This window comes from Paenibacillus sp. FSL L8-0708, assembly GCF_038009325.1.
Classification (GTDB): domain Bacteria; phylum Bacillota; class Bacilli; order Paenibacillales; family Paenibacillaceae; genus Paenibacillus_AQ; species Paenibacillus_AQ odorifer.
On sequence record NZ_JBBPBC010000001.1, the window covers coordinates 5,369,633 to 5,386,152 of the forward strand.

General features: G+C 42.5%; 15 protein-coding genes. 7 read left to right on the forward strand and 8 right to left on the reverse strand.

All coding sequences use genetic code 11. From position 1 onward, the window contains the following. Positions 1–12: 12 nt before the first annotated feature. A complete protein-coding gene (locus NYE58_RS25580) occupies positions 13–243 on the reverse strand; it encodes a hypothetical protein (RefSeq protein ID WP_036676022.1) in 231 nt (76 codons plus the stop codon). Positions 244–378: 135 nt separating this feature from the next. On the opposite strand from NYE58_RS25580, the gene NYE58_RS25585 reads away from it, so the two are divergent. Beyond that, positions 379–948 carry a thymidine kinase gene (locus NYE58_RS25585; RefSeq protein ID WP_036676019.1) on the forward strand — a complete coding sequence of 190 codons (570 nt, stop codon included), beginning with the start codon at positions 379–381 and terminating at the stop codon, positions 946–948. Between the two features lie 64 nt (positions 949–1,012). On the opposite strand, the gene NYE58_RS25590 is transcribed toward NYE58_RS25585, so the two are convergent. After that, complete coding sequence (locus NYE58_RS25590; protein ID WP_076277663.1) at positions 1,013–1,531, reverse strand: DinB family protein; 519 nt, start codon at positions 1,529–1,531, stop codon at positions 1,013–1,015. A gap of 137 nt (positions 1,532–1,668) precedes the next feature. Between NYE58_RS25590 and NYE58_RS25595 the strand changes: the two genes are divergently transcribed. The 5 genes from NYE58_RS25595 (at position 1,669) to sda (ending at position 3,709) form a co-directional block, all read left to right on the forward strand. Beyond that, on the forward strand, positions 1,669–2,334 hold the full coding sequence (locus tag NYE58_RS25595) for a hypothetical protein (protein WP_179087045.1): 666 nt from the start codon (positions 1,669–1,671) through the stop codon (positions 2,332–2,334). Beyond that, positions 2,315–2,842 carry an accessory gene regulator ArgB-like protein gene (locus NYE58_RS37565; RefSeq protein WP_179087046.1) on the forward strand — a complete coding sequence of 176 codons (528 nt, stop codon included), beginning with the start codon at positions 2,315–2,317 and terminating at the stop codon, positions 2,840–2,842. Before NYE58_RS25595 ends, NYE58_RS37565 begins: the two co-directional genes overlap by 20 nt. Further along, the gene (locus NYE58_RS25600) at positions 2,839–2,958 is read left to right on the forward strand and encodes a cyclic lactone autoinducer peptide (RefSeq protein ID WP_139329854.1); all 120 of its coding nucleotides are present in this window, start codon (positions 2,839–2,841) and stop codon (positions 2,956–2,958) included. Before NYE58_RS37565 ends, NYE58_RS25600 begins: the two co-directional genes overlap by 4 nt. Before the next feature lie 21 nt (positions 2,959–2,979). Next, complete coding sequence (locus tag NYE58_RS25605; RefSeq protein ID WP_036676016.1) at positions 2,980–3,315, forward strand: LytTR family DNA-binding domain-containing protein; 336 nt, start codon at positions 2,980–2,982, stop codon at positions 3,313–3,315. A gap of 220 nt (positions 3,316–3,535) precedes the next feature. Then, positions 3,536–3,709, forward strand: coding sequence for a sporulation histidine kinase inhibitor Sda (gene sda / locus NYE58_RS37570; protein ID WP_081383395.1), 174 nt, complete (start codon positions 3,536–3,538; stop codon positions 3,707–3,709). 181 nt (positions 3,710–3,890) lie between these two features. Here the strand turns inward: sda and NYE58_RS25610 are convergent, their stop codons facing one another. The 4 genes from NYE58_RS25610 to NYE58_RS25625 form a co-directional block, all read right to left on the reverse strand. Next, a complete protein-coding gene (locus tag NYE58_RS25610) occupies positions 3,891–4,199 on the reverse strand; it encodes a hypothetical protein (protein ID WP_036676014.1) in 309 nt (102 codons plus the stop codon). A 122-nt stretch (positions 4,200–4,321) separates the two neighbouring features. After that, positions 4,322–4,981, reverse strand: a complete 660-nt coding sequence (locus NYE58_RS25615; RefSeq protein ID WP_036676012.1) for a helix-turn-helix domain-containing protein — start codon at positions 4,979–4,981, stop codon at positions 4,322–4,324. 1,089 nt (positions 4,982–6,070) lie between these two features. Beyond that, positions 6,071–12,556 (reverse strand): S-layer homology domain-containing protein, encoded by a 6,486-nt coding sequence (locus NYE58_RS25620; protein ID WP_341003326.1) that lies wholly within the window; start codon positions 12,554–12,556, stop codon positions 6,071–6,073. 117 nt (positions 12,557–12,673) lie between these two features. Continuing rightward, a complete protein-coding gene (locus NYE58_RS25625) occupies positions 12,674–13,591 on the reverse strand; it encodes a LysR family transcriptional regulator (RefSeq protein WP_076220765.1) in 918 nt (305 codons plus the stop codon). Between the two features lie 164 nt (positions 13,592–13,755). Between NYE58_RS25625 and NYE58_RS25630 the strand changes: the two genes are divergently transcribed. Next, the gene (locus NYE58_RS25630) at positions 13,756–14,505 is read left to right on the forward strand and encodes an SDR family NAD(P)-dependent oxidoreductase (RefSeq protein ID WP_076129478.1); all 750 of its coding nucleotides are present in this window, start codon (positions 13,756–13,758) and stop codon (positions 14,503–14,505) included. Between the two features lie 77 nt (positions 14,506–14,582). On the opposite strand, the gene NYE58_RS25635 is transcribed toward NYE58_RS25630, so the two are convergent. Both NYE58_RS25635 and NYE58_RS25640 read right to left on the reverse strand, forming a co-directional pair. Next, a complete protein-coding gene (locus NYE58_RS25635) occupies positions 14,583–14,873 on the reverse strand; it encodes a MazG nucleotide pyrophosphohydrolase domain-containing protein (protein ID WP_076220766.1) in 291 nt (96 codons plus the stop codon). A 258-nt stretch (positions 14,874–15,131) separates the two neighbouring features. After that, positions 15,132–16,490 (reverse strand): LLM class flavin-dependent oxidoreductase, encoded by a 1,359-nt coding sequence (locus NYE58_RS25640; protein ID WP_076277666.1) that lies wholly within the window; start codon positions 16,488–16,490, stop codon positions 15,132–15,134. Positions 16,491–16,520: the final 30 nt, after the last annotated feature.

The following is a 16,520-nucleotide window of genomic DNA, read 5'->3' on the forward strand; positions in this document are numbered from 1 at the left end:
TACCCTCTTTTTCTATTCGTACAGTGCATCCCTTAACCGAGTTGACATCGTGGAAGCCTGTCCAGTTTTCAGTATTGCTCGACGCAGTGCTTTATTACTCCGATTCAATTCCACCAAATCCGCCATCATTTCTTCCAGCAAGCTTTCAGTGTCACTGGATAAATCTCCATTCTGCTGCAAAAGAGCTAACCGTTCCTTATATTCGTCTAATCTTTCAGTCACACTTATTACTTCCTTTCCCATCTCTTATTACCTCTTATCATACCACATCCAATCAATCGCAATGTTTTCACTGGATACATCCGATCCGAATATGATACTCTAATATGGTCGCATTTTTAAGATATGATCATTGTTTTTACGAAAGGATAGATGGAAGTGGCACAATTGTTTTTCAAATACGGAGCAATGAACAGTGGTAAATCTATTGAGATACTCAAGGTTGCACATAATTATGAAGAGCAGGGGAAATCGGTGCTCATTTTCACTCCATCCATAGACGACCGGGACGAGGTTGGTTTTATTTCTTCTCGTATTGGGCTTCGGAAACAAGCAATCCCCATCGATGAGAACACAGATATTTATAATATCGTCAGCAGTAACCAACCTAAACCACACTGTGTACTTATTGATGAATGTCAATTTCTAAGCAAGGAATGTATTCTCCAGCTAGTGCGTATCGTTGATGAGCTGGGCATTCCGGTAATGGCCTTCGGACTTAAAAATGATTTTCAGAATCAGTTATTTGAAGGCAGCAAATATATGCTGATCTACGCTGATAAAATTGAGGAAATGAAGACGATCTGCTGGTTCTGCGAGCGCAAAGCTACTATGGCTCTACGAGTAGAAAACGGCAAGCCCGTATATAGCGGCAAGCAAATCCAGATTGGTGGCAATGAAGCTTACTATCCGGTATGCCGTAAATGTCACAAGAATCCACCGCTATAGCCGTGTATAAAAAGCATCCCAAAGCCATAAAGGCTATTGGAATGCTTTTTTGATTAAGAAGATATTACCCTAAATATCTTTCTTTAAGAATATTCAAATGATGATGGTCATGTCCAATCATAATGCAGGCCTGAGCTCTCGCAGAAAGAGTAGCCTCGTTAACTATTCCCTTCCTGATCCATGCTTCCTCCGGCAGAGTTTCCATTAGGAGTAATGTCGATTCTCGAACAAGCTTGTAGTGGGCCAGCAATGCTTTTAAAGTGTGCGCTTCGAAATTGGCGGTAAGTACATAGTCTTTCTCTTCAAAACCCGGCAGTGGAGTCGTATCCCCTCTGGCGATGCACAATAAACGATAGGACATGATTCTTCCGGTATCAGCCAGATGTCCGACCATTTCCTTGATACTCCATTTCTCCGGAGCGTAACGATAGTCCCCTTGTTCTTCCGTAAGATTCGAAATAAAAGTGCAAATCTCATCCGTCTGCTCTCTAAAAATAGTAATGATGTCTCCTTCAGCTGGCACTAAATAGACATATTTTGATAATTCTTTGAGATACTCACTGCTTTCTGGACGTCGATCCATGTCTAAACCCCTCTCATTTTGAATTTTTTTGAAAAAATAGGAGGAAAATTATACTGTAGTTGTTGTATTTTAGCTCATTTTATACGATACTTGCAATAATAGGGTTAGTTAAACTAGAAGTCATCGGGAGTGTCGGCATGCTAGATTTTATTCTTTTTATGATATTTTCAATACTAGAGACTTATGCAATGTTTTTTCTGGCTTTCAAAATCTTCAAAATTGATTTATATCATAAAGAGATGGTGTTTGCTAGTTTTATTATGGGCTTTTGTTCTTATACAATTAGGATCAACTATGGGATGTTTCCATTAGATATTTTCTCACAATATGCACTAATGTTTTGTTTTATGTGGATGTTATTCCGGATTCATCCCTTCTACGCTTCTATATTAACCGGGATGACCTATCAAGCATACTTGGTGATTCAGACCAGTCTTATGTATCTATTAAACTCTGTAATCATCATGCCTCTAAATATCTTGAATCCGATTACCAAAAACATGATTACAATGCAGGTTTTATCAGCATTAACCGCGATTCTCATTGGTAAGTATGTAGGTCATAAACGTATTGGATATGACTTTGTACCTGATAAACCCGATGTAAAAATTAAACCAACGACTAATGAAAAAATATTATTCGCTCTTAATCTTCCTACAATAATTGTCGTTACTTCACTCAACTACTTTTTTGAATCTCGTTTCTTTTTCATAATCCCATTTCTCTATGGAATACTATTATGGGGATATCTATATTTCTCATACAAAAAGGACAGAAATAATTATGAATCATTTATCTCTTAAAATTGTTGAGTTCATTAAGAAAAGTAATCCAGAGCAAACGCATTCTATTGAAATCATGCATTATGCCCTTAGCATTATTATGAATACTTTATTAATTATTATGACTTCGTTATGCATTGGCGGGCTCACTGGACAGCTAAAGGAAACATTCTTAGCCTTATTCAGCTTCATACTCCTAAGAATGTCATCTGGTGGTGTGCATTTAAAATCCGCAAGAGCCTGCAATATTGTATCTATCTTTATCTGTTCACTTATCCCTCATATTACCTATCTAATACATAACTATTTGATTTGGATTAATCTTTTTTCTTTACTTGTAATGATCTTATGTGCTCCGAATCCTGATGCTAATGCTCAAATCCCCAAAGAATGGTATTTGGGTTTAAAGATCATTTCCATAATTCTGGTTTCTTTGAATTTTTGGATCCATTCGTCTGTCATTGGATTGGCATTTTTAGTTCAATCCTTTACAGTTATAATCCCATTACAAAGGAGGTCAATCAGATGAAAAAAACCTTAGCTCGTTATGCTTCTAACCTACTGGGTACTTCTGCTCAAGTTTTTACAAAAATTCTAAAACCAGCAGCTTACAGCCCTGAAATTCCAAAAGAACTGCGCAAGTAATTAAACAAGGATGGGGAAAAGATGCGTGTCTTACAGAAAGACGGTTCCTCTAGTGATATTCTAGAGGAAGATATATTGTATTTCTCGAATTATAAAAATACAATATTCGTCCATACGAAAGAAGGCGAATTTATTCTCCCCACCACGCTTTCCGATCTTTCCGTAGCGTATGAGGGTAAGGGATTCGAACGCCTTGACCGCAGCAATGTCGTCAATATCAACAACATAGAAGGCTATGATCCCGGGCGGAAGATTGTATGCTTTAATCAAGGTACGCAGTTCACTACTGTTTCGGAATCCAATGAACCTCGCCTTAAGAAGTATCTTGCTTCACAAAAGAAAAAACCGTCAGAATAAAATTGAGTTTTTTAATAATCCCGGCATGTTCACGCATGCCGGGATTATTTTATTAAAAATTGAAACTTTTTAGCATTTTCCTCAAATTCGCACATTATGCCATAATAATCCTCAAATGTAAAGATAAATTCGTAGGATGAATGACAGGAGACGGATTCTATTCCAAATGGTACCATATAGATAAACCTATAATAAAAACAATTAATGATGGAGGATCATAATGAATTACTATTTTCATCCCTCTCCACGGCCCTCATCTCTGGAATCTATATCTGACGAGGATTTACTAAGAATCTATGAGCTAGCGATTGATGCCCATGCGTTACCGGATTTCATTGAAATTATTAAAGAGATCATGAGAAGTAGAAATCTCATAGATTCTGAAAATATATAACATCCCCTTCCCCATTAAATTCACACTGACGCATGGTACACATTTTTCTTCAGCTTCAACCAACAATAAGCTCCTTAGGTCGCCTTAAGTCAACTACATTAACATAAAAAAGGTAGAGCCTCCGCGGCCCTACCTTTTTTATATGCACATATGATGGTTAATCTGAGATAAAAATAATGCTCTATTCTGTAATTTCTGTTTTGAAAACATTTTCCAATTTGCCGCCGAGTCTTTTCTTCAAGGGAACTTTGATATCTCTGCCCAATTCTTTAAAGAAAGTTTCAACATCACATTTCACATTTTTTGCAGTTGCGATTACCGCACCATCACCAACAATGTTTTGATTCGCTTCAAGAGGAACATCAACTTCGATGTCATACTTTTTGGATAATGTCTTGATGTAACGTGCGAAGATCTCCAGCAATTCCTCGTTATTAAAATTCTCTATAGCGACTTTGCCCTTGCTGGTAAACTTCATGTTAATTTTCATTATTAATATCCCCTTTTCTGTCAAACCATTTTTAGTTGTTAGTTTATGGATCAAGATGAATAGATGGCTGCAAGAAAGGGCAACATTCATTCATTTTTGAGATCATTAGCAAAAGGCATACATTATTTATAAGCACCCTTTATTTGTTGTACTTTAAACTGAGTAAATTCTTTAAGTGCTTGTATGACCTGATCCTGTTCCTCTTCCTTCAGTTCATAAACGCACTCCCGTAGCCACTCGCCAAATAGAAAGGCTTGACGCCCTTTACGGGGGCTCTTTCTTAAGGAGTCGAGGTTACCCTCAAACTTATCGTTCAGGACATCGGTCAGATTGTATTTCTCAATCTTCTCTATTACCATTCCTGCCCCATATTCCGTTTCGTAAACTATAACTTCATTCGAATCAAAGGAAACGTACGATGTTTCTTTCCCTTCCTTCGCTCTGAATTCCTTAAGCTTGTTAAAGGCTGTCTCGTAGATGTAATCTTGAGACTGTTTGAGCTGTGGCAGCTCATATCCTTGCTTCAAGGTCTTGATATATTCAATATCTGGCATATAATCTGCCAAATGGTACATCCGATTCTTCAGATCCGTTCCAAGCGCTTCAATGATCTTGTCCAGATTGTCTTTAAGCGGAATGCTCTCTCCACGTTCGATTTTGCTAAGCTGTGAGTAACTTATACCGCTCTTTTCTTCCAGTCCTCTTAAGGTTAACCCTCTCGTCTTTCTGATGTGCCGAATGAAATTACCCAGCTCATCGGGATAGTTCTCAAAATCATTCATGGGAGTCACCTCCCTACTATCATAACACAACATAACAATTTGTGTTGGCTAATAACAATTATTCCTTGTTTTTACTTGCCTCTGAAGAGTAATTTCCAGTATTACGCGCCCAATATAACCCTATCTTTACAAAATACAGGGAAAAGACTCAGCGCTCGTCTGTAAGGATTTGGAATATGCTCGTTACTCACCTCAGTTTTACTTTCTGCTTAAGCCCCATCCATCTTCTTGGTCTTACCTTCCGCTTTCTGCTCACTTTACACACTTTACTCGCCTAGCTCACCTTAATCACCTGACTCACTTTACTCACTTTACTCACTTTACTCACTTTACTCACTTTACTCACCTAACTCACTTGGCTCACCTTAATCACTTGACTCACCTGACTCACCTTAATCACCTTAATCACCTTAATCACCTTAATCACCTTAATCACCTTAATCACCTTAATCACTTTACTCACCTAACTCACTCAATTCTACCTCATAGGACCGAGGAGACCTTATTAAGCTGATTTCAGCCATTCTGCTCATCTATCGGACTCAGATGCAGCTATTCATTAAAATATATTACGATTCCGGGCAAAAGTATGACAATAAGAGCTATGGAGTCCGAAAAGTTGGAACAATGGACCAAAAAGTTAAAATAGCGGCAATACAGTCCGTTACGATCCCAAACCATCGAGGCTATCTGTTAAAACAAACTTTCTTGATAAAAGTAGCTCGTCCGAGCCGAACTTACCAAGTGTGCATCGCTGTTGGCGTACTTTAGCTTTAGCGTTCCTCAGCGAGCGTGTCTTAGGTTTAGCCGTACCTCAGCGAGTGTACTTTAGCTTTAGCCTGCCTCAGCGAGCGTGCCTTAGCTTTAGCCGTTCCTCAGCGAGCGTACTTTAGCCTGCCTCAGCGAGCGTGCCTTAACTTTCCGCTCTCCATTTTCCGTTCTCCAACCTTTTGTGTCTCACCACCTGTTTTTACTTTTACTCCGCTTTCCCCCTCTGTGTGTTCATGCGTGCGTACCCTGCACATATCCAACTAATCGAATTATCAAAAAAACAGCCAGTCCCCATCAACCTGAGACTGGCCACAATCATTACTCCATAACACTCAGCAGGTTGAGGATCATCTGTGCACTTTCAGCACGTGTTCCGTTTTGGTTCGGTGCAAATTGTCCTTCAGCCCGTCCTTGCATCAAACCAAGTCTGTACACTTCGCTGATTGCCTCTTGAGCCCACTGTGGAGCGTAACCAATATCGTTGAATGCCGAAATGTTACGGCTAGCTACAGATACATTACTCTTCGCGTAAGCATATGCACGAGCCAGCATTACAGCCATCTCCTGGCGGGAGATTTTCGCCTCCGGTTCAAACTGTGAAGCAGTCTGGCCGTTAATCACTCCAGCTTGTTTGGCTAACCCTACTGCTTCTGCATACCATTTATCTGCAGGTACATCAGCGAAAGCAGGTTCCGCTTGACCTTTCAAGCCAAGCGCACGAACTAACATCGCTGTGAACTCCGCCCGTGTAACCGCACGGTTCGGATCAAATCGGTCCGTAGCAACACCTTGTACAAGTTGTTTTGCCGCAAGCTGCTTCACAGCAAGGTAAGCCCAGTGATCGGACTTCAAATCTTTAAATGTTTTATCAACTTCTAAAACAACGTATTTACTAAAATGACTGACGGCAGCAGATAGATAACCATTCGTCCATGTACTGCTCATATACTCTAATTTACCCACGTCTTCGATAAAATAAATACCGAATAAGCTTCGATCTACATCTGCACCGACCTTATATGAAATCATAATCGGCTCTGCAAACTGTCTTAACGAGAAGGACTGATCATTTTGTGTGAATATGCTAAGCGACCATTCCCGCAGATCACTTTTCGCCCGCAATTGTGCACCCGCAAGTGTACTTGCACGAGTCAACAGGTCCACTGCTGTATTATCAGCTACAGGTTTCAGCCGTAGCGAAATCGTACTCTTGGCAAGAGCCTCAGCTGAGATTAGCTTACTTAGTTCTGCCAGTACTGTAACAGGAATCGTAACGGATAAATCCTGCATAACCACTCTAAGCGGTGCGCGTCCAAGCAGCTCTGCTGCATTGCCTGGCAGAAGTAATTCCGTAATCGCCCCATTAACAGAAACCACAACTTCACCTTGAGCATTCTTGCTCTCTGACAGTTGAGAAGCCGTTATGGTGACTACGCCCGTTTGTGCTGATGCCGACGGAGTTGGTGTAGCGGTTGGCGTTGGTGTCACCGCAGGTCCCGGCTCCCAAACATCTGGCGTTGATGTTGGCTCTGGACTTGGTGTTGGTGTTGGTGTTGGTGTTGGTGTTGGTGTTGGTGTTGGTGTCGGTGTTGGTGTCGGTGTCGGCTCTGGGCTTGGTGTCGTACCCGGCGAGCCCTCAGTCACTATCAGAATATATTCAGTGCTCAAACCGTTATAAACAGCGCTGACTTTTGTTGTACCAGCACTCAATGCATGAAGTTCTCCAGCTTCACTAATCATTGCAATGGAATGATCGGATGTATCAAAGATTACTCCCTCGAACACTTCTTGCTTACTGCCGTCACTATATACCGCCTGAACAACAACGGAGCCTTTACTTCCTTGTTCCAGCGAATCCGGCCCTTCCATCGTTATTTCTGTAAGAATAGGTGCTTCATCATTTGTTACGACAAGGTTATACTCCGAGGCGAACTCCCTATAGGTTACTGAGATCACAGTGGAGCCTTCCTGATGAGCCTCAACTAAACCCTGATCATTGATCGTAGCAATATGCTCATTCGAGCTGGAATAATGAAGTCCATCTAATATTGCGGTACGTTTTCCAGATGCGTAGACAGCTTCTGTTACAGATTGGTCGACTTCTTCCGGTTTAAGCTGTCTCTTTCCCTGAAGCTTAATTGCTTGCAGCCTATCTACAGTTATCGTACTTTCGGCAAAAATATTCGGGTAACCTGCCACTGTGACTCTTATCTTAGCTGTCCCTGGCTTCAATGCAGTAACCAAGCCATTTTCATTTACAGTAACAACTGATTCTGCCGGATCAGGAACGATGGACCAAAGCTTTGTCAGATGATTAGCCTCTTCCGGCCCCACCTTAGCTTGCAATTGCAGGCTAGCCCCAGGCTCAAGCTCTACAGCATTTTGATCCAGCGTAATGGATTCCGGAACCAATTTGCCGATTACTAAACGGTCAATCTCAACCCCGTCTACTGTTCTTGCGGTAACCGTAATCTCGTTCTTCTCAATCTCAACAGCCGTATAGATTTGCTCATCTTCGTCATATATTTTTTCCTGCCAAAAACGTGGTGTCAGCGCATAGAACTTAGGACCCGAGGAACCGCCGATAACATACCGAGTGCCTTCGCCTTCTGCAACCTGTTTACCCTCCTTCATCGGAAAAGTCCGCAAATAGATATGATCATGACCGTTCATGACCAAATCTACGTTGTGCTTATCAAAGACCGGAACCCACTTCGCTTGTACCTGCTCATTCGAATAGATGCTGCCGTACGGTCCTTGATGGAAAAAAATCACCTTCCACTTTTTATCTGTAGCGGAAAGATCCTGATCCAACCACTCGGCCTGTTCAGTGAACGGACTACCTGAATGCTCTGTATTCATAACCACAAAGTGCGTATCCTTAATATCAAAAGAATAATTCGTACCTTTTACGCTCGCCGCACCGTTTTGCGGGTTATTGAATTGCGCCAGATAATCCCCATCTCCATTGGTTCCCATCACTTCATGGTTCCCGATAATCGGAACAAGTGTGGTATTCATCAGCTGCTTTTGAGCTGCATCAAACCACCAGTTCCACTGCTCTTGTTCAAAGCCCTTATCCACCATATCTCCAGCATGAACCAGCATTTCCGCATCCGGCATATACGCGTAAGCCGCTTCAATCGTATCTCCCCAAAGACCAAAACCAGCCTTAGAATCTGCTTGGGAATCTCCGATAAACAGGAATTTTGTAGAAGTGTCCTCACCACCACTTGTAACAAAAGCTCCTTGCTCACTTACATTTGACTCGCCATCACCCGCACGATATACATATTCCGTTCCGGGGGTAAGCGCAGTGGCCTCCGCTTTATGAACTCGCATCGTTCCGTCATTGTTGGTGTTGTAAATTGAACTGCTGCCGGTAATTTTTATTACATTCGCAGCTTGAAAGCTTGTAAACTCCGCTTTTTTCACAAGTTCTACTACAGTATCCATGGTCAACGGTTCTGTCTGCCAAGTAAACTGGCGAGAAGTTGCTGCATCTTGGCCCATCGTAACATTAACATTACGCGGAGCTGCAGTAGCGTCATATAGAGCAACCTTGAACGTCATTACAGGACTATAGGTATTTCCTTTTACCGCCTGCAATTTAAAAGTTCCTTCTGCTGAAGTGACAAAGTCAGTAGTTAGTGTTCCACTTGCCCCTGAAGCAACACCTTGTACCTCCACTCCATCGAACAGCAGCTTTGCTCCTTCAACGACACTTCCATTCAGATCTTTTACCGCAAAAGATGCATCAAAGCCCTTCGCAAGATCATAATGGTTCCAAGTGAGCATCAACTGTGTCTTCACAACAGATTCAACAGCCGCTCCAATAAAAGAAATAGGAACCCCAGTACCCTCTGTAGAAGTTACCGATCCGGATGTATTTTCAATTACAAAAGCTTTGCTAATATCTCCAGCCAACTGCTCCTGAGTGTAGGGACCCACAAAATCATTTCGAACTGTATATTGAATTTGCCCGATGAGATCCGTATCTCCCAGATTGGAAGAATTGATATTCGTTAAGTTAAGACGCACAGTGCCCAATGCCGGATCAATGATGGACTCCACTTGCGTTTCTGATACCTTATTCCCCCGAATTACCTGCAAATCTTTAACTGCAGCCGGATTAAAAGCAAACGTAAGATGTCCTTCCTTCAGCTTGCTCGCTTTCTCTGCCGTTACGTCCAAAGTGTAAGTGTTGCCGGCATATACTACTTCTGGTGTTTTGTACACATAGAACGGAGAGCCCAAATTTACTGTAAAATACCATTCTTTTATCGTCTGGTTACCGCTTAAATCGCGAATGGCAACTTTTACTTTATGACGGCCTTCTGTCAGTGGAACCTTTGGTTTATAAGTAATCTGACCTTTTGGAGGATAAAAGCCATGCTCCACTAATTGATCGTCCACATATACTCGTATTTTGTCAGGATCGATTAAGGTCGTTCCCGGATGCACCACTGGATCATAACCATCATCCTCACCATTGACGGAAAGGGTCGGTGTAGCTGTTTTGACAATTTCGTTCACGCCAGGATATGCATCTTTAAGAATAGGAGGTATTCTGTCCTCCTCTAGCGGGCCATAAATGGCACGAATATCATCAACGTAAATAGCTCCCGCACTCTTATTAAGATTGCTTGTCTCCATATAGCGGACAGGCATATCCATCGTTAACGGGGTGGTTTTCCCCTTAGGAACGGATACTTCGACGTATTTCCACCCCGTCCAGTTCACACCATTTACCTGATCAGTAAAATCCACAGGCACTGCCGCATTATTGCCATCCCGAATCTGTCCCCGCAGCCAGTGCTTTTTGCCATCTCCGTAGATCCACATACTGATCTTTTCAGGATACCCCGGAATCTGAATCCGATTGGCGGTTGAGCTTGCGGCTAAATAAGCACCGGATGTGCCTGTTTTATTAACAAAATCATATTCCAGCTTCAAGGCTTTGTCCCCGTTGCGGACAAAATCCAGATCCGACACTTCCTGAATCGCCACGCTGTTAGCTGCTGCACTAGAGGCTATATATTTATCAATGCCATTCTCAAAATCCTCCAGCATTACAGGCGGTAACCCCACATTTACTTCAAAAGAGGTCTCAACGTCCCTGTATTTAGCATAAATCTTTCCGTTTTTCCCGTTCTCACTCGTCGCCTGAAACAGACCCTTCTCGTCCACGGTTCCGATCTCGCCCTCAACCCGCCATTCGAAGCTAGGGTTGTCAGCTTGAATCACTTGTCCATTACGTAGCGCCTTCACAGTTAATTGTGCAGCAGCACCTGAAGAATAAGTTTTGATCTCATCAGGAAACCTAAGCTCTGTAAGCTTATCTACAACCTCAATTTCAGCACTGCCTTTGACTGCGCCAGCCTCTACAATTACAGTTCCTGTGCCGGCAGTGATTCCTCCGGTGAAGACTCCGTTCGCATCGACAGTACCAAGGTTAGCGTCCACCTGCCAATTCAGCGTACCCGAATAAGGCGCCGGATGACCGTTCTCGTCCACTCCTGCCGCTTTGAATATAAAGCTGGAGCCTTGCAAAATACGTTCCGTATTCGGCTGCACAACCAGCTTAGAAGCCGAAGGTTGCTCAGGGGCTGTATTGACAAGCAATAAACCGTTACCAGTTTTACGCTCGTAACCATCTGAGCCCTGATTCATCATTCGGACACCAGATGTACCCGGCATTCTGGCCACAAAAGTAGAAGAACCGCCACCATCCAGATTCATGGCGTTCACTACGCCCATACCCTTCAGAATGTTGCCAAGCTCATCGGTATCTACGCCCTCACTAAAACCTGGAGATCTTCCATCCACTTCGAATAGAACGAGACATCCGTCCGCTTTTGTCCCAATGGCTGTCCGCGGATGAATTCCTAAAGGCCCTACACCTTGTTGAACTACTCCGTCTTTTACCAGCGGCCCTTCGCCGCCAATGGCTACCTTCACATCATTCCATTCTCCGCTGAGCGCAAAGCTGGCAGTAACGTTATCGCCAACCGATAACCCTTGCAGAACAGCACTGGACGTACCCTGGGCAGATAAAACCACTTTTCCTTGGGAAAGCGGCGTATTGCCTTGATTGTTGCGGATTTCAGATACCTTCAGCTTCAAGGTCTGGCCGCTTTTCACTTCTCCCTCGACAATATCTAGAACAACCTCGTCACCCTCATTGGTTGACTTTGTAGTTGTATTATAATCTTCCGTATAAAGAACCAGCTCATTTGTATTTCGGTATCGGTTGATGCTAGTCAGATTGGTTGTTTTTCCATTTATCGTCACGTTTTTGGTCAGCTTCGGCACCCCATAAATCGAGCTGCCATCTTCTTTTAAACCGAAAGTAAAAGCTGAAATCGAACTGTTCAGGATTACACCCTCATCCATAAATAACCCATTAGGAACACCCGTAGCAAAACCGGAGATTTCATAGAAATCACCATTGATTCCTGCGATCACTCGGTTTCTAGGTGAATCCGCATACGTGGCCATTTCTGTAACGCCCTTCATACCGTATACCTTTCCATCCTTCGTTCCTGCCCGCAGCTCCAAATTTCCTTGTTGCGGGTTGAACTCCACTGCATGTATCTTTTGTAAACCACGTTCATTCTGGAGATCCATCCAGGTATACATCGCCCCAGTTGCAAGCTCTGTTTGGCGAACATCAATAACGGTTCCGTAGTCTGTTGCTGGTAAATCAGAGATGGAAGCGTGAACAATTGCCCCCGGTTGTAACAACGAAATCAACAAAACAAAGATAACAACAACATTAATTTGCCTTAGATACCTTCTCACTGTGTTGACATCCTCCCCACTTGGCTGTCCTAATATCGATCTGAGCTTGGACAACATCATAGGGTTAATATTAACTAGGTAGCGTAAAGGTTAGATAAAATTTACCAAGGCATACTGTTAACTTCGTCTAATCATTTCATCAAATTCATGCTTTAGCCTGTTGATAAATCTTCGGGCGGTCTGGGAGGTCTGTTTTGAAGCAGAGACAATAGCTCCTGAATATTTCGCACGGGTATCTGGTGATCGTAACTCGATGGTTTTCATGAAGGCAGAAGTCATCTCTGATATTTTAAGAAACGAATAATCCAGACCAATTGTGATGGCCAGTCCTTCTGCAACTGCATTCTCAATCGCCCGTGTGTTGTTACTTACAAAAAGCAAATTGATCGGCCCATAGCCAGATAAATATCGCTCTACATAGTCCTTAATGTAAGGATCATCGTATAAAACTAACGTCTGCCCCACTAACTGATCCGGTGTAAGGATTGAATTCAGGGCTAGCGGTGACTGTGGATGTACACCAACTACAATTTTTCCTTCCATTAACCGTTCAAACTTAACCCCCTTATATGTGTCAGGCATTCCCTCCGGTGAGACCATAAGTCCAATGTCCATTTCATCCTGAAGTACATTATCCAGAATTTCTTTGGGTCCTTTTTCAAAAATCTCTATTTTCACATTTGGAAAATCTGCCTTAAAACTAGAGATTACCTTCACCATCAGATGCATGGGTCCAGGTATCGTAGCAATTTTCAAATGACCACTTAACGTATCGCTGTAAATCTGTGCTTCTTCTTTTAATTCATTTACTTTCATCAGGACTTCATTTGCTTTGCTAATAATGGCATTTCCTTCTGCTGTGGGAACCGCCTTTTGCCCGCGCGAACGGATGAACAAAGTAACTCCCAGCTCAGCCTCCAGCATGGTAATGGACTGACTCATTGCGGATAGAGTGATATGACGATTCTGAGCTGCTTTGGTTAAAGAACCAATCTTTGCGACTTCTACAATATTCTCGCATTGCTCCAAATTCATTTGAATCACCCCTTAAGTTAATCTTTACTTAATAACTATTAAATTTACTTAAATTTTAATTAATTTAGACAAGTGTTACAATGTAAATAAGTTAGTAAGTAACCATTTTTACTATATCAACTTTCATTTCTAGTATAACTATATTTCTTGAGGAGGAAACTCAAATGACAGACAAAAGAGTAGCCGTAATAACAGGTGGAGCCAGTGGAATCGGGAAACAAACCGCCATTAAATTTGCAAGTAAAGGTGATCAAGTTGTCGTTGCCGATTTCAATCAACAATTAGGTGAAGAAACGGTAGCACAAATTATTAAAGAGGGTGGCGAAGCAATTTTCGTCAAAACAGATGTTTCCAAATATGAAGATGTCGAAGCGCTGGTTCAAAAAACTGTAGATACTTATGGAAGAATTGACGTTATGTTCAACAATGCCGGGATCGGCCGCGTCACTCCTGTACTAGACCAAGACCTTAAGGATTATCACAGTGTCATTAATGTCAATCAGCATGGTGTAGCCCATGGGATTATCGCTGCTGGTAAAAAAATGCGTGAGCTCGGCATCAAAGGTGTGATCATCAATACAGCTTCTGTATTTGGATTCCTAGCTTCCCCAGGTACATTCGCATATCACGCTTCCAAAGGTGCGGTCATTATGATGACTAAATCCGCAGCACTTGAACTTTCGGTTCATGGCATCCGCGTGCTTGCCGTTGCTCCAGGCGCTGTAGATACGCCAATTATCCAAGGATATAAAGATCAAGGAATGGTTGACCAAATGAAGAGCAAAGTAATGGGTAACAAACTAACATTACCTGAACAAGTTGCAGACACTGTATACTTGCTCTCCTTACCAGAAGCTAGTGCAATTAACGGTAGTGTTGTAATGGCTGATGAAGGTTATGCTTCATTCAAATAAAGTTTAGGGTGAAAAAAATCCAAGGCTTCCCTCGAGGGAGGTCCTTGGATTTTTTTAAAGTATTCAATAGATACACCCTACTCCCAAGTCCTCTGTTCATTAATCTTCAGCTTACGTTTAAACGCCTGCTCCAGATCAATACCAAGTTTATTGGCCAGATCAAAAATATTCCACACCACATCGTACATCTCGTATCCCAAGTTTTCTTTCCGCTCCGCATCTGGATGAAAAGATACCGACAAAACCTCTTTGGATAACTCCCCAACCTCAGTCATTAAGTACAGCATTCTCTGCTCAATGGTGCTGGTATCAAACCCTTTGATTTCACTGAACTCCTTAACATACTGTTGAAACTCTGCTGCATTCATTTCCTTACGCCTCGCTTTTTGGTATAAAGTTATGTAAAGTAATTATTCCTGCGTATTTACCAATTATCATCCTTTTGATCTAAGAATACAAACTCTCCAAGACTTTGCTGTTTATTAGACAAGAACGCTCTCACAATGCCATAAAAAAGAAGCGATTCCTCATTTATCGAAGAATCGCTTCTTTGCATTTTGCTCACTATAGTGATACCTCAATAGCCAACTCGGTACAATCTGAATAGATCCACTCCGATGATCACCTTATTTACCAGCCCCTACTTCAGCCACTCTACGATTCTGGAAATGACGGATATCCGGACGCTCCAATCCTAGATGTTCACGAAGGGTACTCCCCGTATACTCAGTACGGAACAAGCCGCGTGCTTGCAAGATGGGCACAACATGATCCACGAATTCATCCAAGTTGCCCGGCAGTACTGGTGGCATAATATTAAATCCATCGCAGCCGTACTCTTCGAACCACAATTGCATTAAATCTGCCAATTGTTCATAGGTTCCAACAAACTGCATATGTCCTCGTGCACCAAGCAAACGGCGGCCTAATTCTAATATCGATAATTTGTCCTTACGAGCCATATCCATAATCAGCTGAACCCGGCTTTTCATTCCATTTGATGCTTCTACTGGATCAGGAATCTCAGGCAGCTGTCCATCTACTGGGTATTCGGACAGGTCAAACCTCAACATGCCAGACAACATACCAACAACAGCGGCAGGAGGAATCAACTCCTGCAGTTCTTTATATTTACTTTGGGCTTCCTCTTCGGTCGCTCCAATGATCGGAGATAAGCCCGGCATAATTTTTAAGCTACCACGTTCACGGCCATAATCTGCTAATTTGGAATTGACGCTTTCATAGAAGGCCTTAGCCGCTTCAAGCGACTGCTGTGCCGTAAAGATCACCTCTCCAAAACTAGCTGCAAAATCTTGTCCTGGACCAGAAGATCCGGCTTGAATAAGTACAGGATACCCTTGAGGTGAGCGAGGAACATTGAGGGTTCCTTTTGTAGAATACCACTCCCCTTTGTATTCCACTTCTTTGATCTTCTTCGCGTCAGCAAATTGTCCCTCTTCGCGGTTGACGATTAAAGAGTCATCCTCCCAGCTGTCCCAGAGAAGCGTTGCCACCTCAACAAATTCACGTGCCATTTTATACCGAAGTCCGTGCTCTGGATGCTCCGGCTTCCCATAGTTATAAGCTTCCACATCAAGCTGAGAGGTGACAATATTCCAACCCGCTCGGCCTTCACTAATATGATCTAAAGAAGCAAATTTGCGAGCCACATTATAAGGTTCGTTATACGTGGTCGATACGGTAGCCGTTAATCCGAGTTTTTCTGTTTCTGTCGAAAGGGCTGACAACAGCGTCAATGGGTCCAGCATACCCGAAGCTGCTTGATCCGCACCCATCACATACAACAAATCCGCCAAAAACATCATATCGAACTTCCCACGCTCGGCGGTTTTTGCCAATTCGCGATAAAATTTATAATTGAAGATCTTATCCGCTCCCGATTCCGGATGACGCCAGCCATAATGATGATGTCCTGAATAATAAATAAATGCACCTAAATGTAGCTGATCTTTTCTGGTTCCCATAATGACCCTGCCTTTCGAATTCTAGAGTTC

What these genes read in the sequence shown, in the direction of transcription:
- NYE58_RS37565 (WP_179087046.1), top strand. Translation starts at nt 2,315, where the DNA reads ATGAATCATTTATCTCTTAAAATTGTTGAGTTCATTAAGAAAAGTAAT.
- NYE58_RS25590 (WP_076277663.1), bottom strand. Translation starts at nt 1,531, where the DNA reads ATGGATCGACGTCCAGAAAGCAGTGAGTATCTCAAAGAATTATCAAAA.
- NYE58_RS25615 (WP_036676012.1), bottom strand. Translation starts at nt 4,981, where the DNA reads ATGAATGATTTTGAGAACTATCCCGATGAGCTGGGTAATTTCATTCGG.
- NYE58_RS25610 (WP_036676014.1), bottom strand. Translation starts at nt 4,199, where the DNA reads ATGAAAATTAACATGAAGTTTACCAGCAAGGGCAAAGTCGCTATAGAG.
- NYE58_RS25640 (WP_076277666.1), bottom strand. Translation starts at nt 16,490, where the DNA reads ATGGGAACCAGAAAAGATCAGCTACATTTAGGTGCATTTATTTATTAT.
- NYE58_RS25595 (WP_179087045.1), top strand. Translation starts at nt 1,669, where the DNA reads ATGCTAGATTTTATTCTTTTTATGATATTTTCAATACTAGAGACTTAT.
- sda (WP_081383395.1), top strand. Translation starts at nt 3,536, where the DNA reads ATGAATTACTATTTTCATCCCTCTCCACGGCCCTCATCTCTGGAATCT.
- NYE58_RS25580 (WP_036676022.1), bottom strand. Translation starts at nt 243, where the DNA reads ATGGGAAAGGAAGTAATAAGTGTGACTGAAAGATTAGACGAATATAAG.
- NYE58_RS25600 (WP_139329854.1), top strand. Translation starts at nt 2,839, where the DNA reads ATGAAAAAAACCTTAGCTCGTTATGCTTCTAACCTACTGGGTACTTCT.
- NYE58_RS25625 (WP_076220765.1), bottom strand. Translation starts at nt 13,591, where the DNA reads ATGAATTTGGAGCAATGCGAGAATATTGTAGAAGTCGCAAAGATTGGT.
- NYE58_RS25635 (WP_076220766.1), bottom strand. Translation starts at nt 14,873, where the DNA reads ATGAATGCAGCAGAGTTTCAACAGTATGTTAAGGAGTTCAGTGAAATC.
- NYE58_RS25605 (WP_036676016.1), top strand. Translation starts at nt 2,980, where the DNA reads ATGCGTGTCTTACAGAAAGACGGTTCCTCTAGTGATATTCTAGAGGAA.
- NYE58_RS25630 (WP_076129478.1), top strand. Translation starts at nt 13,756, where the DNA reads ATGACAGACAAAAGAGTAGCCGTAATAACAGGTGGAGCCAGTGGAATC.